We start from the raw sequence: 24,219 nt of genomic DNA on the forward strand, positions 1-24,219 counted from the left end.
ATGACCTGCGCCGATCGCGTGGTGGTGCTGCGCGACGGACGGACGGTGGGCGAGCTGGCGCGCGACGAGCTGAGCCATTCCGCAATGATCCGGCTGATGATCGGCCGCGACCTGAAGGCGCTCTATACGCCGCCGCAAAGCTCGCCGCAGCCGGGCGGCTGCGATCTCGTCGAGGTCGTGACATCGGCCTTTCCCGACCGGCAGATCAATCTGTCCGTGCGGCGCGGTGAGATTCTCGGACTGGCGGGGCTCGTCGGCGCTGGCCGTACCTCGCTCGCGCGCGCCGCATTCGGGATTGACCCGCTGCTCGGCGGCGAGATCAGGATCGACAACGTGCCCATCGGGGTCGCCTCGCCGCGGGACGCGATCAGGCAAGGCATCTATCTCGTGCCGGAGGACCGCAAGAAATCCGGGCTCGTGCTGGAACTGCCGATCCGGGAAAACGTGACGCTCGCGAATTTGCTGAACTATGCGCGGATGTGGCTGGTCAGTGGCACGGCCGAGCGCAAGGTCGCCAAAGAGCAAGCGAGGAGCTTGTCCATCAAGGCGCCTAGCATCGATACGGAGGCTGTCACGCTGTCGGGCGGCAATCAGCAAAAAGTGGTGCTGGCCAAGTGGCTTTCCATGGCGCCGCGCGTGATGTTCTTTGACGAGCCGACCCGCGGCATTGATGTCGGTGCCAAGAGCGAGATCTACGCGCTGATGCGCGAGCTCGCCGACAAGGGCGTCGCGATCGTGATGATCTCCTCGGACATGGAGGAGGTCATCGGCGTCTCCGACCGGGTGGCCGTGATGCATGAGGGGAGTGTCAGCGGCGTGCTCGAGCGCGAGCAGTTCAGCGAATACAACGTGCTGCGGCTGGCGATTGGCCAAGCGCTTGAGAGTATGGAAGCCGCTTCGCCATGATGAAGAAAGAACTCGGCCTGTTCCTGCTGCTGGCACTGATTTCCGCCATAACGGGCGCGATCAATCCGGCCTTCCTGTCGTTCGTGAACTTGCTGAATATGGCCAATTTGATCGGCCTGTTCGGCGTGTTCGCGCTGGGCGAGGGGCTCGTGATCATTACCGGAGGCATCGATCTGTCGCTCGGCTCGATGTTCGCGCTGCTTGGCGTCGTCTTCGTCGACCTTCTGACCACTTATGAGATCTATTGGCCGTTGGCGCTGCTGCTGGTTCTACTCGGCGGTCTCGCGCTCGGGGCCATCCAGGGTTTCCTGATCACGCGGCTGAAAATGCAGCCCTTCATCGTAACCCTGTGCGGGTTGCTGATTTATCGCGGCGCCGCGCGCTATTATACGAGCGACTCGACGCGCGGCTTTGGTTACGGTGACGAGGCCAGCACACTGAGCAACATCGCCTCCGGCAATATCGCGGGCATCCCGAACACCTTCATCTTCCTGATCATCCTTGCGCTGATCCTCGGCGTGCTGCTGCACCGCTCCGTTTACGGGCGTTGGCTGTATGCCGTGGGCAAGAACGAGGAAGCGGCGCGCTTCTCCGGTATCAACACCGATCTCGTGATCGCGACCGCCTACATCATCAGTGGCGGGCTCGCCGGCGTCTCGACCGTCCTGTTCGTGTTCTACACCAACTCAGTGTCTCCGAGTTCGTTCGGCAATTTCTACGAGCTCTATGCCATCGCGGCTGCCGTCCTGGGTGGATGCAGCCTGCGCGGCGGCGAGGGCTCCATTCTCGGTATCGTGCTGGGGACGGCGCTGCTGCAGGTGCTGCAGAACCTCGTGAACATCCTGGGTATTCCCAATTCCCTCAACTTCGCGGTGATGGGGACGGTGATTTTGCTCGGCGTGCTGGCGGATCAGCAATTGCAGGCCCGTCGACGGCGTAGGGCGGCGCTGGACGGGCTGGCGCGTACCGCGCCGAGATCGACACGTGAAGGAAAGCAGAGCGCGCCAGCGCGTGGTGCAGCATTGCCGACGAGCGGGGGTGAACAGGTATGACCGTTCAATAATCAGAGGCCAGACTATGCGGTCCAAATAGTTCAGTTGGAGCGAGCAGCCGCTTCTCCGTCGGCTGAATCGGTTTGTACTGGGGAGGAGACACGTTCCAGGCGCAAGGGCTTTGGGCCGGGACGTGACACAAGGACATACAAAGCCCGGGGACGCTGGGAGTACCAGAATATGTTGTTCAATAGATCTGTTAACATCGCATGCCTGTGGGGGGTCGGGATTGCCTTATCATCGCTGTTGAGCGGGGGGGCCCATGCGGCCGATCTCATGACGAAGGCTCCGCCCGTTCCTTATGTTGACGATAATTTCTGGACGAGGCCGTATCTGTTTGGCGATCTCGGCAGGACGAAGCTGAAGGAGCAGGGCATCTCGCTGGCCCTGACGCTGGGTGACGAAGCCGTCACCAACCTATCGGGTGGAGACAAGAAGACTGGGGCGAATGCGGGCCAACTGTTCTTTCAGGCCAAGCTCGACATGGCGAAGCTTGCTGGCATCCCGGGCGGCACGGTCGGCCTCACGCTGGTCGATCGCTTCGGCGACAATCTGAATACCCAGGCGGGCATTCCGGCGCTGCAACTGACCAACGAAGTTTTCGGCCGCGGCAATATTCTGCGCCTGACCGAACTCTACTACTCGCAGAAGCTTTTCGATGACCGCCTCGAACTGAAGGGCGGCCGCCTTCCGGTCGGTTCCGACTTCTTCTTCGGTCTGTGCGAGTTCATCAACCTGACCTTCTGCGGCGGCCAGCCCGGCAACATCCAGGGTGGCTACATCTACAACTGGCCGGTGAGCCAATGGGCTGGCGTGGCCCATTTCAACATCACGAAGGAATTGCAGATTTCGGCCGGCGTGTACGACGCCAATCCGAACTATCTGACAACGTCAGATCCCAGCATCTACTTCTTGCCCGGCGTCCCCGGCTCAAACCCCGGCTCGGGCGTGATGGTGCCGGTGGAGTTGACCTGGAGCCCGAGCGGTCCGCTCTACGGGACCTGGAGATTCGGCGGCTGGTACGACAATGCCTCGACCATCGACGGTGGCCTGCCCGGCATCATCGCGACCATACCGGGCGTCGGTGGTGTCCCGGATCAAAATCTCGGGGATCAAAGAGGCCGCTACGGAATCTATGAGTCGATCCTGCAACGGTTGACCGTCGACGGCCCCAAGGCGCAAGGCTGGTATGCCTTCCTCAATACGACCTGGGCCGATCACCGGACCGCTTTCCAGGACTACCAGATCGCCGGGGGCATCAAGCACACCGGAACATTCTCCTTCCGTCCCGATGACGAAGTCGCGTTTGCGGTGGGCACGACCCACGTGAATTCGGCCGCCTTCGGTCCGAATGCAGGCGGCAACGAAGTTCCGCTCGAAGTTTGGTATGGCTGGCAGGCGACCGGCTGGATGAACCTCAAGTTTGACGCGCAGTATGTGATCAATCCTGGCGGGCGCGGCTATAACGCCGCCGGCGTGAAGACCGATAATGCTTGGGTTCTTGGTATGCGCACCCTGGTTCACTTCTGATGCGGCGACAGACTGAGGTCAGCCGAAGGATTGAGTGACGCTGACGCGAAATATGCGGCATGCCCGTACGCGGGCATGCCGAGGAATTTGATTAGAGCTCGCCCGATCATCAGGGCGGCTCTCGGTTGTAATGGAGAGCACTCGGCGCGGCTTGCAGAGGCCGACGTGCTCGGAGGTTTTGAACAACGGCCAGGACGCACCGAGGTGCGACCACAATTGCTTGGCCGGAAGAGCGAACCCTTTGCGGCCGTGTCGTCGGCCGGCTGCAGTCAGTGCTAGCAGGGGCCTATTGCGGAAATGGCGGCGCAGTTCGCTGACCGCAACGCAGCGTGAAACGGAGGAAGGCGTGCATCTCGGAATGGACATCGGCACGTCCGGTGTGAAAGCGGTGCTTGTGAACGAGGCTGGCGCGATTGTCGCGACCGCTGCGCGCGAGCTTACGCTCTCGCATCCCGCGCCGCTGTGGTCCGAGCAGGATCCGGATGCATGGTTCGAGGCGGCGGTTGGGGCGGTCGATGCACTTGCCTCCTCCAACTCGCGCGAGATCGCCCAGGTCCGCGGCATCGGTCTTTCCGGCCAGATGCATGGCGCCACCCTGCTCGGGGAGGATGGCCGTCCGCTCCGGCCTGCGATTCTCTGGAACGACGGCCGTTCCCATGCCGAATGCGCCGCGCTGGAGCGCTACTGTCCGCTGCTTCGGAATATTTCCGGAAATCTTGCGATGCCCGGCTTCACCGCACCCAAGCTTTTATGGGTGGCGCGGCATGAGCCGGAGATTTTCGAGCGAATCGCAAAGGTGCTGCTGCCGAAGGCTTATGTCCGCTATCGCCTGACCGGCGAGATGGTCGAGGACATGTCGGATGCAGCGGGAACGTTGTGGCTTGACGTCGGTCAGCGCCGCTGGTCGGAATTGCTCCTCAAAGCCACGGGCCTCGATCTGCATCACATGCCCCGACTGGTCGAAGGTAGCGAGGTGAGCGCCCATCTTGCGCCGGAATTCACCCGCCGCTGGGGCATGGCGAATGACGTTCTGGTCGCGGGCGGCGCAGGCGATTGCGCGGCAAGCGCAATCGGGCTCGGCGCGATCGCGCCTGGCGATGCATTCCTGTCGCTCGGCACGTCCGGCGTCGTGTTCCGCGTCACCGATCGGTTCGCGCCGGCACCGGCATCGGCGGTGCATGCGTTTTGCCACGCGCTTCCGGGCCTCTGGCACCAGATGGGCGTGATGTTGTCTGCAGCCGCTTCACTTGCCTGGCTGTCCGGCATCATGGGAACGTCGGCTGCGGCGCTGCTATCGCCGCTTGGCGAAGCAGTCGACGGGCCGAGCCCGGTCAAATTCCTGCCCTACCTCGATGGCGAGCGCACGCCACATAATGATGCTGCGGCAACGGGGGCGTTCGTCGGCCTTCGCGGCGTGACCGGGCGCGACCAGATGGTGCAGGCCGTGCTTGAGGGTGTCGCCTTTGCCGCGCGCGACAATCTTGTCGCGCTAGGTCATGCGAGCTCGGCAATCACCGAGCTCGATCTCGTCGGCGGCGGCTCGCGATCGGCACTGTGGGCGCAGATCTGTGCCGATGTGCTCGGCATTCCCGTGCACCGCGTCGAGGAAGGCGAGGTGGGCGCTGCGCTCGGCGCCGCACGCCTCGGCAGGCTCGCGGCCACGGGCGAGAGGCCGGCTGCTGTGTGCACGCGCCCGCGGCGTCTTGCGACGTTCGAGCCGCGCGCAACCGCCGCGGCCGCCTATGAGGACGCCTATCACCAATGGCGAAAGCTCTATCCTGCGCTGAAGGAGGACGTTTAAGTGAATACCTCAGCCAAATTCTTTGCTGTGACCGAGCCGGTCGCCTACGGCGGCAAGGACACAAAGGGGGCGCTCGCGTTCCGCTGGTACGACAAGGACCGCATCGTCCAGGGCCGGCGCCTTGAGGACCATTTGCGCTTTGCCGTCTGCTACTGGCACTCGTTCTGCTGGCCCGGCAGCGATCCGTTCGGCGGCGAGACGTTCCTGCGGCCATGGCATCACGGCACCGACCCAATGGCGCTGGCACGCGCCAAGGCCGACGTCGCGTTCGAGCTGTTTCGGCTGCTCGACGTGCCGTTCTTCACCTTCCACGACGTCGACGCCGCCCCGGAAGGCGCCTCGCTCGCCGAGTCCGTGAAGAATCTCAACGTCATTGCCGAGCTGTTCGAACAGAAGATGGCAGCGAGCAAGGTGCGCCTGCTCTGGGGTACCGCCAATCTGTTCACCCATCGCCGCTACATGGCGGGCGCTGCGACCAATCCGGACCCCGACGTCTTCACCTACGCAGCCGGCCAGGTGCGCGCCGCGCTGGACGTGACGCACCGGCTGGGCGGCCAGAACTATGTGCTCTGGGGCGGCCGCGAGGGCTATGAAACGCTGTTGAACACGGACATCAAGCGCGAGCTCGACCAGCTCGGCCGCTTCGTCTCGCTCGTCGTCGAGCACAAGTACAGAATAGGCTTCAAGGGTCCCATCCTGATCGAGCCCAAGCCGAAAGAGCCGACCAAGCATCAATATGATTTCGACGTCGCCACCTGCTACGGCTTTCTCGAGCGCTATGATCTGTTGAAGGACGTCAGGCTCAACATCGAGCAGAACCATGCCATCCTTGCAGGGCATTCGTTCCAGCACGAGGTCGCGCTCGCCCAGGCGCTTGGTGTGTTCGGTTCGCTCGACATCAATCGCGGCGACGAACTGCTCGGCTGGGACACCGACCAGTTCGCGATGAACGTGCCCGAGTTGGCGCTCGTGTTCCACGAGGTATTGCGCAACGGCGGTTTCACCACGGGCGGGTTGAATTTCGATGCCAAGATCAGGCGCCAGTCGATCGATCCCGACGATTTGATCTACGCCCATGCTGGTTCCATGGATGCCTGCGCCCGCGCTTTCCTTGCCGCCGCCGATATGCTCGATGCGGGTGTGCTCAGCGATCCGCTTGCGAAGCGGTATGAAGGTTGGGCCGGTGCGGAGGGGCAAGCGATCCTCGCGGGAGAGCGTTCACTCGCCGATCTCGCCGACCGTGCGCTCGCGCCCGGCTTCGATCCAGCGCCGCGTTCGGGACGCCAGGAATATCTGGAATCGCTGGTCAACCTGCATGTCTGAGCGAGGCCAAACATGGTAACCCCTCACGCTGCCGGACAACCGGTCCTGGAATTGACGGGCGTCGGCAAGGAGTTCGGCGCCATTCGTGCGCTGCACGGTGTCGATCTGCGCATCACGCCCGGCGAGGTCGTTGGTTTGATGGGTGACAACGGCGCCGGCAAGTCGACGCTCGTCAAGATCATCGCCGGGAATTTCCCGCCGAGTCGCGGCGAGATACGCTTTGATGGCAAACCGGTTCATTTCACCCGTCCGATTGATGCCCGCGCGGTCGGAATCGAGGTGGTGTACCAGGACCTCGCGCTCGCCGACAATCTCACCGCTGCAGCCAATGTCTTCCTCGGCCGCGAACTCAAACGCAAGCTTGGGCCGTTCGCGTTTCTCGATCACAAGGCAATGGCGGCGCGAGCGCTCGAGCTGTTTGGAGAGCTGCGCTCGGAGACCCGTCCGCATGACCTGGTCAAGCAGATGTCGGGCGGCCAGCGTCAGGCGGTCGCGATTGCGCGGACGCGGCTCTCCAACGCCAAGCTCGTGATGATGGACGAGCCGACCGCCGCGATCTCGGTGCGCCAGGTCGAGCAAGTCCTGGGCCTGATCCATCGCCTGAAAGAGCAGGGTGTCGCGGTGATGCTGATCTCGCATCGCATGCCGGACGTGTTCGCGGTCTGCGACCGTGTCGTGGTGATGCGCCGTGGCGAGAAGCGCGCCGACAAGGCGATCGGCGATACCAGCCCCGAGGAGGTCACCTCCCTCATTACCGGAGCGAAGGAGGCTGCGTAATGGCCATGCCGATCGAATCTCCCATTACATTCAGCAATGTCGGCAAAGCCAAGTGGTGGCAGAGCGGCATCTTTGCGTCGCAGACCGGCTACGTGCTGCTCGCACTTGTGGCGCTGTTCGTGGTGATGAACTTCGCGAGCCCCTATTTCTTCACCGAAGGCAATCTGCAGAACGTGGCGAAGAATTTTTCCTTCATCGCGATCGCAACGCTCGGCATGACCTTTGTCATCATCACCACCGGAATCGATCTTTCGGTCGGCTCGATGATGTGCTTTTCCGCGATTATCACCTCAATGGTGATGACGCACCTCTCGACGCCGGGCATGCCTGGGGCCGAGTGGTTCGTGCACCTGGCCGCTGACGGCAAGACGGTGGTCGCGAATGTGCCGGGCCTGATCATGTGCGTCTCGGTCCTGGCAGGGCTCGGCGTTGCGCTCATCGTCGGCCTCGTCAACGGCTTCTGCATCGCGGTGCTTGGGTTGTCCCCCTTCGTCACCACGCTCGGAATGCTCTCGATTGTGCGCGGACTGGGTTATGTCGTGACCAACGGCCGCGGCAGTTTTCCCGGCGGCCCCGACGCCGATTATTTCTACGGCCTGACCTCGGGCGTCGTGTTCGGGATGCCGGCGCCGTTCATTTATCTCGTGGGCCTCGCGGTGGCGATGGCGGTGGTGTTGCATCACACCAGCTTCGGTCGTCACGTCTTTGCACTCGGGGGCAATGAGAAGGCGGCCGCACTGACCGGCATTGCGGTCGTGCGGGTGAAAATGGCGGTCTATGTCATCTGCGCGCTGGCGGCGGGACTGCAGGGCATCATCGTCTCCGGCTGGCTGGGATCGGCCCCGGCAAACATGGCGACCTCCTATGAGCTCAACGTCATTGCGGCCGCTGTTATCGGCGGCGCCAATCTCGCCGGCGGCGTTGGCGGGCCACTCGGCGCCATTGTCGGTTGCGTGCTGCTGGAGGTGATCCGCAACGGCCTCGTGCTCGCGCAGGTCAACTCTTATTGGCAGCAGGCCCTGGTGGGCGTGATCATCATCGTGGCGGTGCTGGTCGATCGCATCCGATCGCGCATGGCCTGAAGAGTCCCTCCTGGAGGATAATCAAAGATGGCCTATCCGCCTCCCGGAGCACAGCTTTCAAAAGGATAGGCACAAGAGAGTGGAGGGAAGCAATGCGGAAACTTCTTCTTGCCGGCATCGCAGTTGCCATGATGGCGACACCGGCGTTCGCCCAGAACTACAAATTCGTGATCGTGCCGAAGGCCATGAACAATCCGTTCTTCGACTTCGCGCGCGACGGCTGCGAGAAGCGTGCCAAGGAGCTCGGGAATATCGAATGCATCTACAAGGGGCCTGTCGAGCACGAGCCGGCGACGCAAGCGCAGATCATCCAGGATTTTGTCACCCAAAAGGTGGACGGCCTGGCCATCTCGGTGGCCGACGTTGCTGCGATGACCAAGTCGATCGAGGCGGCGACGGCGGCCGGCATTCCGGTCATCACGTTCGACGCCGACGCGCCGGGCTCGAAGCGGATTGCGTATATCGGCACCAACAACAAGGAGTTCGGCATCGCGCTTGGCAAGCAATTGCTGAAGCTCCGGCCCGATGGCGGCAAATACGCAATGGTCTCCGGCGGGCCGGGTGCGGAGAACCTGGCCGAGCGCGTCAACGGCGTCCGCGAGGCGCTGAAGGGTTCGAAATGGACCGAGGTCCAGGGCTCGCCGACCTTCTGCAATGACGACCCCGCGCTTGCCGTGCAGCAGATGACAGACTTGCGCACCGCCACGCCCGACCTCGCGGCCATCATCCCGGTCGGCGGTTGGCCGATGTTCGCGCCGGAAGGCTTCAAGGCGTTCGCCAGCAAGAGCAAGAAGGACATCGACGCAGGCAAGTTCACACTTGTCGTCGCCGACACCCTCAGGATGCAGCTGGAGCTTCTGAACGAGGGTTACGTCAATGCGCTGGTCGGCCAGCGTCCGTTCGAGATGGGCGAGAAGTCGATGGATACGCTTCTTGCAATCAAGAAGGGCCAGAAGGTGCCTGAGATCATCTACACCGGTCTTGACCTCGTGACCAAGGACAACGTTGCCGCGATGCTGAAGTAGGAACGTACCAGCCCGACGTTCCTGCGCGCCTCTCTTGTTCAGGAGAGGGGTGGTGGGGAGCCTCCGCCCATTTACGTCAATACGGCGCGCGAGGCTCCCCATGACATCGGTGCGGCCGTCAGCCTCAAAATCGCCCGGCCATTTCGGCAAGTCGTCGATGTGCGTTCTCTCGTGCCAGGCGAACGGGCTCAACCGGACCGGTCGTGGGGCCGATCGGTACGAATCGCACGTCTTTGACGCCGATGAACCGGAGCGCTTCACGCAAATACGGAGTTGCCATGTCGGTGCGGCCGCGGTTCATGCCCGTTGCAAAGTCGCCGCCGCTCGCGAGGATGACGAGCGTCGGCCTGTCCTTGAGCAAAGGCAAATAGCCCTGGGACGGATCGAAGCGGAAGGTTAATCCCGGCTGGATCACTATGTCGAACCATTGCTTCAGCTTGTAGGGAATGCCGAAATTCCACATCGGCGTCGAAATCACGACCCGCTCGGCGAGCGCGAAGCGAACGGCGATGCGCTCTGCGACCGCAAATCGATCGCGCTCCGCATCGGTGAAGGCGCGTCCATTGATGCGCGCATATTTTGCTTCGAGCAGCGCGCCGGTAAATTCCGGCAGGCTGTCGCGCCACAGATCCATGACATCGATGTCCCACTCCGGCCGCGCCTGGCGGAAGCGATCGAGAAAGACGCGCGCGCCGGCTGCCGATTCGGAATCGGGACGCGGCGAGCAGGCGAGGTGCAGGAGCTTGGGCATCCTTAGCCCTCATTCAGCCCAAAGCCTTGATGACCGCATCGGCATTGGTTACGACGGAGACGTTCTGCAGGGCGAAGTTGATCGAAGCGTTGTGCCACTCGGGATTCATCGTCGAGCAGCAATCCTCGGGGACGATCATGAAGTAGCCCTTGTCCGCTCCCGTGCGCGCGGTGTGCTCGACCGACATGTTGGTCCACGCACCGGTGTTGATGATGAAGTCGCGACCGGTCGCCTTGAGAATTGTCTCGAGCCTGGTGCCTTCCCAGGCGCTCATGCGCATCTTCTCGACAATGAAGTCGCCGGGCCGCGGCTCCAGCCCGGACACAGGTGCCGCGCCCCAGCTGCCGCGCACCATCGCCTTGCTGTCGACCAGCCCCTCGAACAGAGGCGCGTTCAACGTCACGCCGGGCGCGCCCGGCTCGACGACGAACCAGACAAGGATGATAACGACGCCGCGGGCTCGGGCGACTTCGGCAAGCCGGCGGACATTGTCGACCACGCGCTGCTGCCGCGCATGCTGTGGCGCGCCGGACTCGGCAAAGGCGCCGCCGTCCATGATCACGTCGTTCTGCAGGTCCTGGATGATCATCGCGCAGCGCTGCGGATCGAGCCGCATCTCGCCGTCCAGCAATTTTGCCGTTGGCGCAGACGAGGCGGCAGCACTGCCGGCGCGCCTGGCGCTCATATAGGGCTCATGCCGCGGCCCGACCTTGGTCGGGATCGCATAGACTGAATGGGTCGCGGTCAGATAAAGGGTGCGGAAATCGGCACCGCCCCAGGCGAGGTTGGCGACCAGCTCAGGCACGCGCACCTTGCCGAGCAGCTCTCCATTCGGCGAATACACCCATACGCCGCCGGGCGCGGTGACCCAGACGTTTCCGTGCTGGTCGCATTTCATGCCGTCCGGCACGCCGGGCTCGAGCTCGGAGCGAATGCCGCTGGCAAACACCCGCGGGTTGGCGAGATTGCCATTGGGCTCGACATCGAAGACCCGGATCAGCGCCTGCGTGGTGTCGTTGACATAGAGCCGCCGTTCGTCCGGCGAAAAGCACAGGCCGTTCGGCTGGTCGAACAGGTCGCGATCGACCACGAGCTTTGGCTCACCGCTGGCCCCCGGCAGCCGATAGACACCCTGGAAGCCGAGCTGGCGAGGCCGCTCGACGCCATAGACCGGCATGCGACCGTACCAAGGATCGGAAAAATAGATCGCGCCGGAGGAATGTATGCAGACATCGTTGGGGCTGTTGAGCTCCTGCCCCTGGAAATGCGAAGCCAACACCTCACGCCGGCCGTCAGGACGCTCGCGAATGAGGGATGACGTCGCGTGTTCGCAGACAATCAGATTGAGCTCGGCGTCGTAGGTCATGCCATTGCATTTGTTCGCGGGACGCCTGACCTCGACGACGCCGCGCCGGGCGTCCCATCGCCGGCGCACATCCGCCGGCATATCGGAGAACAGCAGGTAGTGATCGAGCGGATGCCAGATCGGTCCCTCCGTGAACTCAAAGCCCGTCCCGACCTGGCCGACCGGTGCATAGGGATCGATCAGGCCTTCAAATTCGCTGCGCAGGGTGACGTGTGTCATTTGCGTGTGCTCGCTGGCTTAAGCGGGAAACCAATCACGCCGTGGCATGGTTTGGACAATCGGGCCGGGGACCTGATCATGCAGCCGCCCAACGACTGCGCCGCCTTCGATTTTCGCGGGTCTGTCATGAACGGGAAGGAGATAGCGTGCGTTGCTGAGCAGCTTCTTGATCGCGGCTTTTTCCGCGCGCTTGCTGGTGCCGTGATTGCCGGTGGTGCGCGGCTCCCAATCCTGGATCTCATTGAACGGCGTGACGATCTGGTCATTGAAATCATAGATCACGTCGCCGCAGATCGTCGCAACGCCGTCAGCGGTATGGACGTGGATGTTCATCGAGCCCTCGGTGTGGGCATTAGCCGCTTCGCAATAGACGCCCGGCATCAATTCGATCGGGCCGGTCAGCTCGAGATCGAGGAAACGCAACGCGCCCTTGGTATGGAGGCGATCGACCAGATGCTTGATGTCGGGCGCGGGATACTGCGGATGCATCAGACCGGAGACGGAATATTCCAGCTCGCGTCGATTGAGCACCACGGTCGTGTTCATCGGAAATAGATCATCCTTGCCTGCGTGGTCGATATGCAGGTGCGTGTGACAGACGAAGCGGACGTCACCCATGCGCACGCCATGGCGAGCGAGCTGGTTCTCGATCATGTTCTCGTGGAATTGCAGGCCGCGCATGCCGAGCGTTTCCATGATCTGGTTGGAGCGATAGCCGGTGTCGATCACCACCGGGTAGGGACCGCCGAGGATCAGGAATCCCAGCGTCAGGACCCGGCGCGTCCGGCCGCAATCGCGGCCGAGCACAAGGAAGCTCGATTCCAGTTCGATATCGCCATAATCCAGGATCTTGATCTCCAAGGGCATCGATGTCCTCCCCGATTGTGTTGTTTCGCCACGCGCGCTCTTATGGATTTAAGCGGTAGACGCGTGTGGCGGTTGTTCTGAAGATTGCATCGCGCTGATCCGCGTCAAGCTGTGCGGCTGCGGCGAGATAGGCATCGACCAGGCTCCGGTAGCTGGTCCACAATTTCTCGATCGGGAAGTTCGAGCCGAACAGGCAACGCTTCGCGCCGAACATTGCAACCGTCTGCTTCAGCACGTCGGCGACGTGCGCGGCGTCATTGCGATGAATGAAGGTGCCGAGGCCGGAAAGCTTTGACACGACGTTCGGACAGGCAGCGAGCAGCGATAGCCCTGCGCGCCAGGCGGCGCGGCCTTCCGGCGAGAGGTCCTCGAGCATGCCCGCATGTTGCAGGATGAAGGTGACCTTGGGACAAGCTCGGGCGAGGCCGGCTGCGTCGGCCATTTGCGGCGCAAAGACTTGGAGATCGAAACTCCAGCCGTAATCGGCAAGCTGGGTAATGTTGCGCTGGATGGCAGCATCGTTGCAGAGATCCGGGCGTGCAGCAAAACGATACAGCGGATTGTCGTGCCAGTGCAGCTGCATGCGCACACCGCGCACAAGCGGATAGCGCGCGAGACGGTCGAGCTGCGGACGGACGTCTTCGACGGTAAGGTCGGCATAAGCGACGATCGCGTGCGGCCAGCCGTGCTGGTCGGCGGTGCGCTGCACCCAGGCTGCTTCGTCCTCAAAACCTTCTTTGGCCCAATTGGTTTGCACATAGACCGAGCGCGTGACGCCGGTCCCCGCGAGGTCATCAAGATATTCGCGGATGCTGTAGTCCCGGCGGATCGGTTCATAAGGACCAAAGATCCGCGGCTGCATCGGGCCGGATAGCCAGGGCAGGTCAGACTGCCGCCAGATGTGATGATGCGCGTCCACGATCTCGGTCATGCCGCTTTCCTCGATCCAAGCGACAAGAGATGCGAAACGACGGCCGTAGCTGAGCCGCCATCGACGATCTCATCGACGAGAGGCGCGATTGCGATCAGCGCCTCCGTTCGTGGCACAAAATCGGGGCCCGTCGCGAGCGGCGTAAGCCAGCTGAGCCGCCAGGCGCGCCGCGACAGCTTTGCGACGGCATCGCGCAAGCCCGCGGGATCACCGCGTTCCAGGCCGTCCGAAATCACGACGACCACGGCGCCGCGCGCATAGCCGGCAAATCGTGGCACCGCCAGGAAAGCCTGCAACGCGTCGCCAATCCGGGTGCCGCCGTCCCAGTCGCTGACGAGATGCGAAGCCGCATCCAGCGCCTGCTCGCGGCGCTTGAGGCGAAGCGCGCGCGTGACCCGGGTGAGGCGGGTGCCGAAGGTGAAGACCTCGATATTGGCTGTGGCCTGCACCAGCGTATGCGCCAGTCGCATGTTCTCCTCGGTGCGCGCCTTCATCGATCCCGACACGTCGATCAGGAGCAGCATCCGACGCAGCCGCGTCCGCCGCTTCAGGCGTGCCAGATGCAGGATCTCGCCGTCGTTTCGCACCGTTTCACGCAAGGTACGGCGGAGATCCGACCATGGACCACGCCGCGCACGCCGGTGCCGATAGCCGCGCCGGCGCGGCAGGCGGGAACGGGCTTCGCGCGACAGCCGCCGCAAGGCGTCGCCGCTCGTGCCTTGTCCGAATCGGCGCTCGACCAAGGCCTCGGAACGCGTCGCGATGAGCCCCGATTCATTGGCCTCCTCGCCCAGCAGTGGCTCCTCGTCACCGCTTCCTTCTTCCTGCAGGCGCACGATCTCGTCATCCTCGGCGCCTTCGGCTGTGAGCTGCTCATGACCGATGAAGTGAATGTCGAACAGCCGGTGATAGGTGGCGAGCCGCTCGGGCGGCGGTGCGAGCGTTGCGAGCCCTGCCCGACGGATGTGGTCGAGGCTCCTTGGTCCCAGAAGTTCGACGGCGGCAAGAAAGGCGGTCGTCTGCTCCGGAGCGACGGCAAAGCCGTTGGCGCGAAGCAGCGCCACAAAGGAGATGAACACGCGCGCCGCGCGCGGCAGCTGAATCTGCTCGCTCATGCTGCGGCCTCCGCGATCAACGCGTCCAACCGCGGTGCGATGAACCGCAGATCCTCTTCGTCCTTCAGCGCAAGCCCGATAGAGCGCTTGAAAGCGTCCGGCCAGCGCGCGCCGCCTTGGTGCAGCACAGTCGCGGCTTCCGCCCAGTCGACAGCTTCGGCTATTCCCGGTGCCTTGGTCAGTGGCTCGCGGCGCAACTTGCCGACGGCCGCGACCACTGCGCGCGCGGTTGATTCCGCGACGCTGGACGCCCGCATCATCACGATACGTGCCTCGCGCTCGGCGGTGGGATAGTCGATCCAGTGATAGACACAGCGACGCCGCAACGCCTCGTGCAGGTCGCGCGTGCGGTTCGAGGTCAGCACCACGACGGGGCGTTCGGCCGCGCGCACCGTGCCGCGCTCGGGGATGGAGATCTGGAAATCCGACAGAAATTCGAGCAGGAACGCTTCGAATTCCTGGTCGGCACGATCGATCTCGTCGATCAGCAGCACCGTGGAGTCTGCGTTGCGAAGGGCCGCAAGCATCGGACGCTCGATCAGGAATGTCTCGCCGTAGATGTCGATGCTTTCGTCTCCCGCCTGACGGATCGCGAGCATCTGGCGCGGATAGTTCCACTCGTAAAGGGCCGCCGCTGCGTCGATTCCCTCATAGCACTGCAGGCGGATCAGGCGGCGGCACAGCACGGCCGCGATGGCCTTGGCGGCCTCGGTCTTGCCGACCCCAGGTGCACCTTCCAGCAACAGCGGCTTGCCGAGCGCGAGCGCGAGATAGGCGGCGGTCGCAAGCCCCTCGTCGGCGAGGTAGTAGGCCGCGCGCAGCGCCTTCTCCAGCGCTTCCGGGCTGTCGATCCCGACGATGTTGCTGCGAACTGCCACCGCTTGTGTCCTCAGCGTCGCGCCTGCGGCCGCGCGCCGCCTTGCGCCTTGATCGCCCGCAATATCTTTTCCGGCGTCATCGGTAACTCATCGATGCGCACGCCGACCGCGTTGAAGATCGCATTCGCGATAGCCGGCAGCACGGGATTGGCGCACATCTCGCCCGGCCCCTTGGCGCCGAACGGCCCGTCGGCCGCCGGGCGCTCCAGCACGGCGATGTCATGTGGGCAGATATCGCCGGGCCCCGGCATCAGATATTCGACAAAGTCACGCGGCCCATGACGCGAATCGGGATAATATGGCTCCGTCGTCTCATAGAGCGCGTGGCTGATGCCCATCCAGGCGCCGCCGACCAGCTGCTGCTCGACCAGCCGAGGGTTGAGTGCGCGCCCGAGCTCATAGGCGCTGTCCATCCGGATCATAGCGACGTCGCCGGTCTCGTCGTCAACCTCGACCTCGGCGACCAGGCAGGCGTGCGCATAGCAGGTGGCCGGCGACATTTCCCCGGTCTCGGGATCGACATCGGACAGCGGCACCAGGAAGATGCCGCGACCCGAGATCGTCTTGCCTTGCTTGAACTGCGCAGCGATCGCGACGTCCTTGGTTGAGATGGATCGATGCGGTGCGCCCTTGACATGGATATTGCCGCGCCCGTCGGTTTCCAGATCGGTCGCATTGACCTCTAGTTCCTCTGCCGCGGCTTCCATCATGACGCCACGTGCTTCCTTGGCTGCGGCCATGACGGCATTGCCGACGCGATGGGTGCCGCGCGAGGCGAACGAGCCCATGCAATGCGGCCCGGTATCGGAATCCGCGGTATCGACATAAACGTCCTCGACCGGCACGCCGAGGGTCTCGGCGCAGATCTGGCGCGTCACCGATTTCATGCCCTGGCCGAGGTCTATGGAGGACAGCGCGACCGTGAACTTGCCGCTAGGGTTGGAATGGACCAGGGCCTGGCTCGGATCGCCACCGAGATTCATGCCGATGGGATAGTTGATTGAGGCGATGCCGCGGCCGCGATGCTTTGCCATGTCAGCGCCTCCTGGTGCCGAACACGGAAGAGAAGCGGGTCGCGCCGTGCGACGGAGACTGCGGGCGCGGAGGAGGGGGCGGAGAGGGCGGAGGCGGTAGCTCTCTGGACGCGCTCGCCGCCGCACGGTCGTAAGCGGTTCGCTGCTGGGCCGCCGCTACGGGAGGCACATGGGCTTCGCGCGACGGCGGCGGCACGGCTGCGCCGCCGCCACCCTGGCGTGACGACGCGCGCTTGAATTCATCGCGCAGCGGCCATTTGGCTTTTTCGGCGGCAACCTGGACGCATTCGATCAGGGCGGTGTTCTTGGCCTCGCGCCGATGCGCCTTCATGTCGCCGTCGCGATAGGCGTTGAGGATGCGAAACTCCATCGGGTCCATGCCAACGAGATGCGCGAGCTTGTCCATTTGGCACTCGATGGCAAAGTCCATCGCGGTGACCCCGAAGCCACGCATCGCAGTCGCTGGCGTCCGATTGGTGAAGACGCAATAGACGTCGCCATAGACGTTGGGAATGGTGTACGGCCCCGGTAGATGCGCTGCACATTTTACCGCGGCATAGCTCGAGAGCCTTGTATACGCGCCGCTGTCGAAATAGGCGCGAACCTTGCGCGCGACGACGCGGCCGTCGCGCATCACGCCATCCGTGATATAGATGCGCTCGGCGCCGCGCGGCGGGCCATATTGCATCTCCTCCTCACGTCCAAGTATGTAACGCACCGGCCGTCCGGTCAGCATGGCCGCGAGAATGGAGAGCGGCTCGGTGATGGTATCGACCTTGCCGCCGAATCCGCCGCCCACCGTGCCGCCGATGAAGTGGAAGGTGTTTGAGGGAACGTCGAGAATCTTGGCGCAGGTGTCGACGGAGAAGAACAGTGCCTGCGTTGAGGTGTAGACCGTGTAGCGCCCATTGGTATCGGGTGCGGCGATCGAGCCATTGGTCTCCGTCGGCGCATGTTCGATCGGCGACATCTGGTAGCGTTGTTCCAGCACGTGATCGGCTTGCGCAAGACCGCGCTCGACATCGCCGAACCGCAGCCTCTGATGGTCGTATTTTTCGTAATAAGTGAACGCGTTCTTTGGATAGGTCTCATTCACGACAGGTGCACCCGGCTTGAGCGCGTCTTCGACGTCGAACACGGTGGGCAGCGGCTCGTAGTCAATCCGCACCTTTGCCATGGCCTCATAGGCCTCGCGCGGAGAGTCGGCGACGACAGCGACAATCGGCTCGCCCTTGTAGCGCACCTTGTCGACCGCGAGCGATGGCTCGTCATCCTTGCCGAAGTTGATCAGACTGAGCAATGTATTCAGGTTGCGTGGCACGTCGGTGCCGCGGATGATGCGACGCACGCCGCTCGATCGCTCGGCCTCCGTCGTGTCAATCCGACGCAGCCGAGCATGCGAATGCGTACTGCGCACCACCTTCAAATGCAGCATACCCTGCAGCTTGTGGTCATTGAAATAGGTCGAGGTGCCCGTGACATGGCCGAGCATGTCCTGCCGCTGCGTCGGCTTGCCGATTTCGTTCAAATCGTCGTCGCGCTCGTCGGCAAAGATATCCTTGCGCAGTTCCAGCATGGTCTTGTCCTCTAGGCGCGGGCGCGACTGCCCGCGGCGGCGAGCACGGCATTGATGATCGGCTCGTAGCCGGTGCAGCGGCAGATGTTGCCCGAAATCGCTTCGACCACCTCGGCGCGACTCGGCTGCGGATTGCGGTCAAGCAGTGCTTTTGCCGCCATCAGCATCCCCGGCGTGCAGTAGCCGCATTGGGCGGCAAAATTGTCGGCAAAGGCGCGTTGCAGCGGATGCAGGCTCGGACCTTCCTTCATCCCATCCAGCGTCTCGACGGAGTATCCAGCGACAGTCTCGGCCAATGTCAGGCAGGCGAGACGCAACTCGCCATCGATCAACACGCTGCAGGCGCCGCAGCCGCCCTGACCGCAACCGAATTTCGGCGTCATGTCGCCGATCAGGTCGCGCAGCGCGACCAGCAGATTGGTGCCGCCGTCGACGAAAATCGCGACGTCGCGACCATTGTGACGGAATTGAAGGGCGGTCTTGGACATGAAATCTGTTCCTGTTATCTATTCCTGCCCGGAGAGGAGCCGCCGCAGATGCACGCCGGCCAACTCGCGGCGATACCAGGCGCTGCCTAGCGCATCATCGACGGGCGAGGTGCCTTCGGTGACAGCCGACGCAGCAGCGGCAATGCTGGACGAATCGAGCGGACGGCCTTCGAGTGCGCGTTCGGCCGCCCTGGCACGAATGGGGGTGGGCGCCATCGAGCCGAGCGCGACACGCGCTCCCACCACGCGGCCGCTGCTGATGGGCACGTGCGCAGCGACCGTAATGACGGAGCCGCCTTTCGGCTTGATACGCGTAACCTTGCGATAGCGAAATGCTTCGGTGCTTGTTGGTCTCTGGCAGGAGATCGAGATCACGACGCTACCGGCTTGTCGCTCGCGTCCCTGCAGGAACTCCTCGATCGGCACGTCACGTGCGCCGAAGCCGCCTTGCAGGGCGACGGTGGCGTCCAGCGCGAGCAGTGCGACCGTGAAATCGCCGAATGGATTCGGCGCGAACAGATTGCCGCCAACCGTCCCCATGTTGCGCACCGCGGGGCCGCCGATCGAGCGGGCGGCGGCGTGCAAGAAGGCAAGCTCGCGTTCGGCAAGGATGGTCGCGAAGGTGACTGCAGCGCCGATCGTCACCCGCGGCCCCGCGGCCTCGATCCGCCGCAACGCATGATCGCTCGCGCGCACGATGGTCGAAATCGAGATGTCACCTTCGTTCAGCGCGCGCATCACCAGCGTGCCGCCACCGAGATAGCGAGCGGCCCGGTCCGACGACAGGGCGGTTGCGGCTTCGCCTGTGCTCGCAAATGTCTTTACCGTGATGGGCATGGTGCCTCCGCTCTCACGCGGCCTCCCGCAGATGGGTTCGTATGGCCTCGAAGCCGGCCTGATAGATCTGCTCCGCGACCATTTGGGTGATGCTCTGGGTGTCCTCCGGCCTGGTGGTGAAGCGCGATTCCCAGTGCCAGAAGGTGCGGTCGCCGTCGGTGACAGGGAGCAGGCGGACGTGGGCCACGTAGTTGAACATTGGGATCGGCGTGTCGAGCAGGCAGTATGAGAAGGTCTGCTCGAGATCGGAGAGCGCCAGCAGCTGCTCACGCAGCTCCGAGCCGTCCTTCAACTTGAAGCGGCGCACGCAGCCGATCCTGTCGGATGGCTGCGACCGTTCGATCGCAGACGTCGCAACCGCCGGGTGCCAGCGGTCATGGCCGTTGAAGTCGCGCAGCACCTCCCATACCGTGCCGGTCGGCGCGTCGAGGATGGTGCTCTTGACGATATGCGGCACGGCTAGCCTCCGAACGCCCGCTTCAGCGCGTCAAATCCACCCTGGAACACACCACCGCCGATATTGCCGACGAGCTCTGCCTCCCGCTCCGGCGCGCAATCAAATTCGGCGGTCCATTCCAGGAACGTCTTGTCTCCGTCGGTGACAGGCGTCAGCCGCAGCGTCGCGACATAGTTCTCGACTCCCATCGGCGATTCCAGGATCGCATAGGTGCAGAACATGTCGTAGTCCGAGAGCCCAAGCAGCTTCTCGCGGATGCGGTCGCCGTTGCGCAGGCGAAAATCGCGGACGCAGCCGATCTTGTCGGCGGGCTCGCCACCCTCGATCCGGCTCTCCGCAATCGCAGGATGCCAGTTGGGGAGACCGTTGAAATCGCGCACCCGCGCCCAGACACGATCGTTGCGGGCGTTGACGACAGACGACACGTACACTCTTGCCATGGCAACCCTCAGCCTTTCTTGCGTGGGCCGCGCTCAGTGGGCGCTTCGGTTGCGGCCGCCGCCGTCGGTGCAGCCGCGGCCTTGTTGTCGCCGCCGCCCTTGCGAGCGGAATCGCGGATGCCCTGCATGTCACGCGCCTCGCGGATCAGCCCCGGCATCTTGGCCAGGCTGCCGCCCTCGACGCCGATATCGGAGAGAATGGAATCGATCAGCGGGGCCTGCACGCGATAGCGTAGCGCCGAGTCGATCACCTCGTCCGTCGCGCTGCGGCCGGAGCCGTTGGCGTGACCATTGCCGTTGAGGCCGTCGACTTGCAGGATGCGGATGCCCTCGATCTTCTCCATCGGCTTGACGCTCTCGCGCACGATCCCCTCGATGCGGTCGAGCAGCTTCCTGCGGAACAGCGAGTAGCGGGCCTCGTCGGTGAGGACGTTCTCGGCCTCGTTGAGCAGCCGCTGCGCTTCGGCTTCCACAGCCGCGCGCACGCGCTCGGCTTCCGCGGCGATGCGCGTCTCCTCGGCCTGCTTCTCCGCGAGCAGCACTTCCACCGTCTTGCGCCGTTTGGCGATCTCGCTCTCCCGTGCGGTCACCACGCGTTCGGTCGCCTCCGTTGCGCGCATGCGCGCTTCCTCGGCGGCCGTGCGGGCGGCCGATTCCTCGAGAGATTTTTGAAGGATTGCGATCGCTTTTTCCATCATCGCGGTCTCGACATCCCGCTCGCGTCCGACTTCCAGCTTGCGCAGGTCGCGCTCCCGACCGATCCGCGCCTCGTCGAGACCGCGGTCGGAGGCGATGCGAGCGCGCTCGACCTCCTCGCGCGAGGCGATCTCGGCCTCCTGCAGCGTCTGCACGCGGGCGATCTCGAGCTGCTCGGTGGCGCGACGCCGCTCCAGTCGCGCCGCGTCCAAGGCCTGCTCGCGCGACACGTCGGTCGTCTCGACCTCCTTGCGGGCGACAATCTCTGCCTGCTTGACTTGGCGGTCGGCGTCGACGCGCTCGGCGCGTTTGGCGGAGAGCGCAATCACCCGGTCCTCGTCGGCGATCTCGATCGCCTTCTTCTGTTCGATGTTGAGGACTTCCCGGGTCCTGGACGAGGCGATGCGCTCGGATTCCAGCGTCAATTCGACCCCGATCCGCTGCCGTTCGATCGCATCACGCCGCTTGAGCTCGGCGGCCTCGATCGCCTCGGTGCGCTCGATCTCCAGCGACCGCGTGTCCCGCTCGGAGCGGATGCGCTCGGCCGCTATCGCCTTTTCCTGGGCAATGCGCGCCGCCTCGATGGCCTCCCGGGAGGCGATATCGGCCTCTTCGACCGCGCGGTTTCGGGCGATCTCGAGGGAGCGGACGCGCTCCTCCTGCGCGATGCGCGAGGCTTCGGTCGCCTCGCGCGCGGTGATGCCGGCAACCTCGATCGCCTGATTGCGCTCGATCTCAAGCTTCCGCGTCGCGTGCTCGGAACTGATGCGCTCGGCAGCAAGCGTCCGCTCGCGCGCGATTCTGGCCGCTTCGACCGCCCGCTGGGCCTCGATCTCGGCCTCCTGGATGACGCGCACCTGTGCGATCTCGAGCGCACGCGTCCGCTCGTCGGAGGCGATGCGCTCCGCGTTGACTGTCGTGGTCTGGGCGATCCGTGCCCGTTCGGTCGCCTCGCGCGCCGCAATCTCGGCTTCGTCAATGGCGCGGGTACGCTCAATCTCGCGGCGACGGGTTTCTTCCTCGTTGGCGATGCGGGCGTCTGTGACGACGCGATCCTGCTGAATACGCGCCTTTTCGACCGCCTCGCGCGCGGCGATCTCGGTCTCCTCGACCGTGCGCATGCGCTCGATTTCGTGCTGGCGCACTTCACGCTCCGAGGCGATGCGGGCAGTGTCAACCGCGCGCTGGTTGGCGATCCTGGCTTTCTCCACCTCCTCGCGGGCGGCGAGTTCCTTCTCCTCGATGGTTTGGGTGCGCTCGATCTCCTTCTGTCGGGTTTCGCGCTCCGAGGCGATGCGCGCTTCCGCTATGGCTTGCTCGTTCGCAATGCGCGCCTTTTCGATGGCCTCGCGCGCAGTGATTTGGGCCTGCTCGGCCTCGGTCTCGCGCAATGCCCGCTCGCGTGCCACTTCGGTTCGCTGCAGCGCACGGCGCATCTCGATATCGCGCTCCTGCTCCAGCCGCGCTGTCTCGCTCTCGCGTTCGATCTCGAGCGCCTGCCGTTCGGCGTCGAGATTGCGGGAGCGGATCTTGATCATCGAATCCTGTTCGATGTCGTTGCGCAGCTTGCGCTTGGCTTCGATGTCTTCCATCAGGCGGGTGAGGCCTTCGGCATCGAAGCGGTTTGACGGGTTGAAGAATTCAAGGTCGGTTTGGTCGAGATCGGTGATTGCGACGGATTCGAGCTCAAGGCCGTTCTGGGCCAGCGCTTCGGCGGCGGCGGCCTTGACACGCGCGACATAGTCGCCGCGCTGCTCGTGCATCTGCTCCATGCTCATTTCGGAGGCGACCGAGCGGATGGCCGAGACGAATTTGCCCGAGAGCAGCGCGTGCAGCTTCTCCGGCTCCATGGTGCGGCGACCGAGCGTGGCGGCGGCAATCGCGACTGCCTCCCGCGTTGCCTGGACACGGACATAGAAATCGGCCTCGATATCGACGCGCATGCGGTCGCGGGTGATCACCGCGTCCTGCCTGGCGCGAACGATGCCCATGGGCAGCACGTTCATGTTGACGGGGGTATAGTCGTGGATGAATGGCAGCACGAAGGCGCCGCCATTGATCACGACGCGTTCGCCGAGAAAGCCGGTGCGAACGAAGGAGGTTTCCTTCGACGAGCGGTGATAAAGCCAGTTGACGATGTAGACGCCGATCACGATCAGGACGATCGCGACGATCAGCCAGAGGATCAATTGACCGATGAGAAACCCCGACATTGTCGTTCTCCCTACAGTCGATCAGCGCGTGCCGATCGCCTTGAATTTGCGAACCTGATCCGTCAGCGCCCGCTCGACCGGCAGTCGCTCCATCGAGGAGGCGCCGTAGAAGCCATGGCAGTGCCGGGTGTTCTTCATGATGAAATCGGCATCGGCAGGCTCGGCGATCGGGCCGCCATGCGCGAGCACGAGGATATTCGGATTGACGCTCAAGGCCGCAGCGGCCCAGGTGTCGATCTGTTTCGGGCAGTCTTCCAGCTTCAGAGCAGTGTGCGCGCCGATAGCTCCGCCGGTGGTGAGGCCGAGATGGCAGACGATGATATCGGCCCCGGCAATGGCCATCGCGGCGGCCTCCTTCTCGCTGAACACATAGGGCGTGGTCAGCATGTTCTTCTCATGCGCCTTGGCGATCATGTCGATCTCCAGCGCATAGGACATGCCGGTTTCCTCCAGATTGGCGCGGAAGACGCCGTCGATCAGCCCGACGGTCGGGAAGTTCTGCACGCCGGAGAAGCCGAGCGCCTTCAGCTGATCGAGGAACATATCCATGTCGCGGAAGGGATCGGTGCCATTGACGCCGGCGAGCACCGGCGTCCTGGTCACGATCGGCAGCACCTCTGCCGCCATCTCCACCACGATGGCGTTGGCATCGCCGTAAGCCATGAGGCCGGCGAGCGAGCCGCGTCCGGCCATGCGATAGCGGCCGGAATTGTAGATGACGATAAGGTCCACGCCGCCGGCCTCTTCGCATTTGGCCGACAGCCCCGTGCCGGCGCCGCCGCCGACGATCGGCTGGCCGCGGGCGACCATGTCGTGAAATCGTTCCAGGAGCTCTCCGCGTTCGAACCTGGCCAT

At 63.8% G+C, this 24,219-nt stretch carries 22 protein-coding genes; 8 read left to right on the plus strand and 14 right to left on the minus strand.

Annotated elements, in window-relative coordinates; translation table 11 throughout:
* The 8 genes from VFB05_RS00005 to VFB05_RS00040 all read left to right on the plus strand — a co-directional run.
* Positions 1-906: sugar ABC transporter ATP-binding protein (locus tag VFB05_RS00005; protein WP_325007382.1), on the plus strand; the 906-nt coding region annotated here is incomplete at its 5' end.
* Positions 903-1,958 (plus strand): ABC transporter permease, encoded by a 1,056-nt coding sequence (locus tag VFB05_RS00010; RefSeq protein ID WP_325007384.1) that lies wholly within the window; start codon positions 903-905, stop codon positions 1,956-1,958. The genes VFB05_RS00005 and VFB05_RS00010, both read left to right, overlap by 4 nt.
* A 180-nt stretch (positions 1,959-2,138) precedes the next feature.
* Positions 2,139-3,488 carry a carbohydrate porin gene (locus VFB05_RS00015; protein WP_414643120.1) on the plus strand — a complete coding sequence of 450 codons (1,350 nt, stop codon included), beginning with the start codon at positions 2,139-2,141 and terminating at the stop codon, positions 3,486-3,488.
* 346 nt (positions 3,489-3,834) lie between these two features.
* Complete coding sequence (gene xylB, locus VFB05_RS00020) at positions 3,835-5,289, plus strand: xylulokinase (protein ID WP_325007386.1); 1,455 nt, start codon at positions 3,835-3,837, stop codon at positions 5,287-5,289.
* Positions 5,290-6,612: a xylose isomerase gene (gene xylA / locus VFB05_RS00025; RefSeq protein WP_325007388.1), complete on the plus strand. Its 1,323-nt coding sequence runs from the start codon at positions 5,290-5,292 to the stop codon at positions 6,610-6,612.
* Between the two features lie 12 nt (positions 6,613-6,624).
* Positions 6,625-7,389 (plus strand): ATP-binding cassette domain-containing protein, encoded by a 765-nt coding sequence (locus VFB05_RS00030; RefSeq protein WP_325007390.1) that lies wholly within the window; start codon positions 6,625-6,627, stop codon positions 7,387-7,389.
* Positions 7,389-8,471, plus strand: a complete 1,083-nt coding sequence (locus tag VFB05_RS00035) for an ABC transporter permease (protein ID WP_325007393.1) — start codon at positions 7,389-7,391, stop codon at positions 8,469-8,471. Before VFB05_RS00030 ends, VFB05_RS00035 begins: the two co-directional genes overlap by 1 nt.
* Before the next feature lie 92 nt (positions 8,472-8,563).
* The gene (locus VFB05_RS00040) at positions 8,564-9,496 is read left to right on the plus strand and encodes a sugar-binding protein (protein ID WP_325007395.1); all 933 of its coding nucleotides are present in this window, start codon (positions 8,564-8,566) and stop codon (positions 9,494-9,496) included.
* A gap of 124 nt (positions 9,497-9,620) precedes the next feature.
* Here the strand turns inward: VFB05_RS00040 and VFB05_RS00045 are convergent, their stop codons facing one another.
* Genes VFB05_RS00045 through VFB05_RS00110 form a run of 14 tightly spaced genes read right to left on the minus strand, consistent with a single transcriptional unit; the run spans position 9,621 to position 24,219 of the window.
* Positions 9,621-10,247 carry an FMN-dependent NADH-azoreductase gene (locus tag VFB05_RS00045; RefSeq protein ID WP_325007398.1) on the minus strand — a complete coding sequence of 209 codons (627 nt, stop codon included), beginning with the start codon at positions 10,245-10,247 and terminating at the stop codon, positions 9,621-9,623.
* A gap of 13 nt (positions 10,248-10,260) precedes the next feature.
* Positions 10,261-11,832, minus strand: coding sequence for an isochorismatase family protein (locus VFB05_RS00050; RefSeq protein WP_325007400.1), 1,572 nt, complete (start codon positions 11,830-11,832; stop codon positions 10,261-10,263).
* An 18-nt stretch (positions 11,833-11,850) separates the two neighbouring features.
* The gene (locus VFB05_RS00055) at positions 11,851-12,699 is read right to left on the minus strand and encodes an MBL fold metallo-hydrolase (protein ID WP_325007402.1); all 849 of its coding nucleotides are present in this window, start codon (positions 12,697-12,699) and stop codon (positions 11,851-11,853) included.
* Between the two features lie 40 nt (positions 12,700-12,739).
* Positions 12,740-13,630: an amidohydrolase family protein gene (locus VFB05_RS00060; RefSeq protein WP_325007405.1), complete on the minus strand. Its 891-nt coding sequence runs from the start codon at positions 13,628-13,630 to the stop codon at positions 12,740-12,742.
* On the minus strand, positions 13,627-14,745 hold the full coding sequence (locus VFB05_RS00065; protein WP_325007407.1) for a VWA domain-containing protein: 1,119 nt from the start codon (positions 14,743-14,745) through the stop codon (positions 13,627-13,629). Before VFB05_RS00065 ends, VFB05_RS00060 begins: the two co-directional genes overlap by 4 nt.
* A complete protein-coding gene (locus VFB05_RS00070; protein WP_325007409.1) occupies positions 14,742-15,623 on the minus strand; it encodes a MoxR family ATPase in 882 nt (293 codons plus the stop codon). The genes VFB05_RS00065 and VFB05_RS00070 overlap by 4 nt, the downstream gene beginning before the upstream one ends.
* Before the next feature lie 11 nt (positions 15,624-15,634).
* A complete protein-coding gene (locus VFB05_RS00075; protein WP_325007411.1) occupies positions 15,635-16,657 on the minus strand; it encodes a xanthine dehydrogenase family protein molybdopterin-binding subunit in 1,023 nt (340 codons plus the stop codon).
* A gap of 1 nt (position 16,658) precedes the next feature.
* The gene (locus VFB05_RS00080; protein WP_325007413.1) at positions 16,659-18,233 is read right to left on the minus strand and encodes a xanthine dehydrogenase family protein molybdopterin-binding subunit; all 1,575 of its coding nucleotides are present in this window, start codon (positions 18,231-18,233) and stop codon (positions 16,659-16,661) included.
* An 11-nt stretch (positions 18,234-18,244) separates the two neighbouring features.
* Positions 18,245-18,721, minus strand: coding sequence for a (2Fe-2S)-binding protein (locus VFB05_RS00085; RefSeq protein ID WP_325007415.1), 477 nt, complete (start codon positions 18,719-18,721; stop codon positions 18,245-18,247).
* Positions 18,722-18,739: 18 nt separating this feature from the next.
* Complete coding sequence (locus VFB05_RS00090; RefSeq protein ID WP_325007417.1) at positions 18,740-19,558, minus strand: FAD binding domain-containing protein; 819 nt, start codon at positions 19,556-19,558, stop codon at positions 18,740-18,742.
* A 13-nt stretch (positions 19,559-19,571) separates the two neighbouring features.
* Positions 19,572-20,015, minus strand: coding sequence for an SRPBCC family protein (locus VFB05_RS00095; protein WP_325007419.1), 444 nt, complete (start codon positions 20,013-20,015; stop codon positions 19,572-19,574).
* A 2-nt stretch (positions 20,016-20,017) separates the two neighbouring features.
* Positions 20,018-20,455, minus strand: a complete 438-nt coding sequence (locus tag VFB05_RS00100; RefSeq protein ID WP_325007421.1) for an SRPBCC family protein — start codon at positions 20,453-20,455, stop codon at positions 20,018-20,020.
* Between the two features lie 8 nt (positions 20,456-20,463).
* Positions 20,464-23,364 (minus strand): flotillin family protein, encoded by a 2,901-nt coding sequence (locus tag VFB05_RS00105; RefSeq protein ID WP_325007423.1) that lies wholly within the window; start codon positions 23,362-23,364, stop codon positions 20,464-20,466.
* A gap of 21 nt (positions 23,365-23,385) precedes the next feature.
* Positions 23,386-24,219, minus strand: a complete 834-nt coding sequence (locus VFB05_RS00110) for a phosphoenolpyruvate hydrolase family protein (RefSeq protein ID WP_325007425.1) — start codon at positions 24,217-24,219, stop codon at positions 23,386-23,388.

It is taken from the genome of Bradyrhizobium sp. (assembly GCF_035652035.1).
Classification (GTDB): Bacteria; Pseudomonadota; Alphaproteobacteria; order Rhizobiales; family Xanthobacteraceae; genus Bradyrhizobium.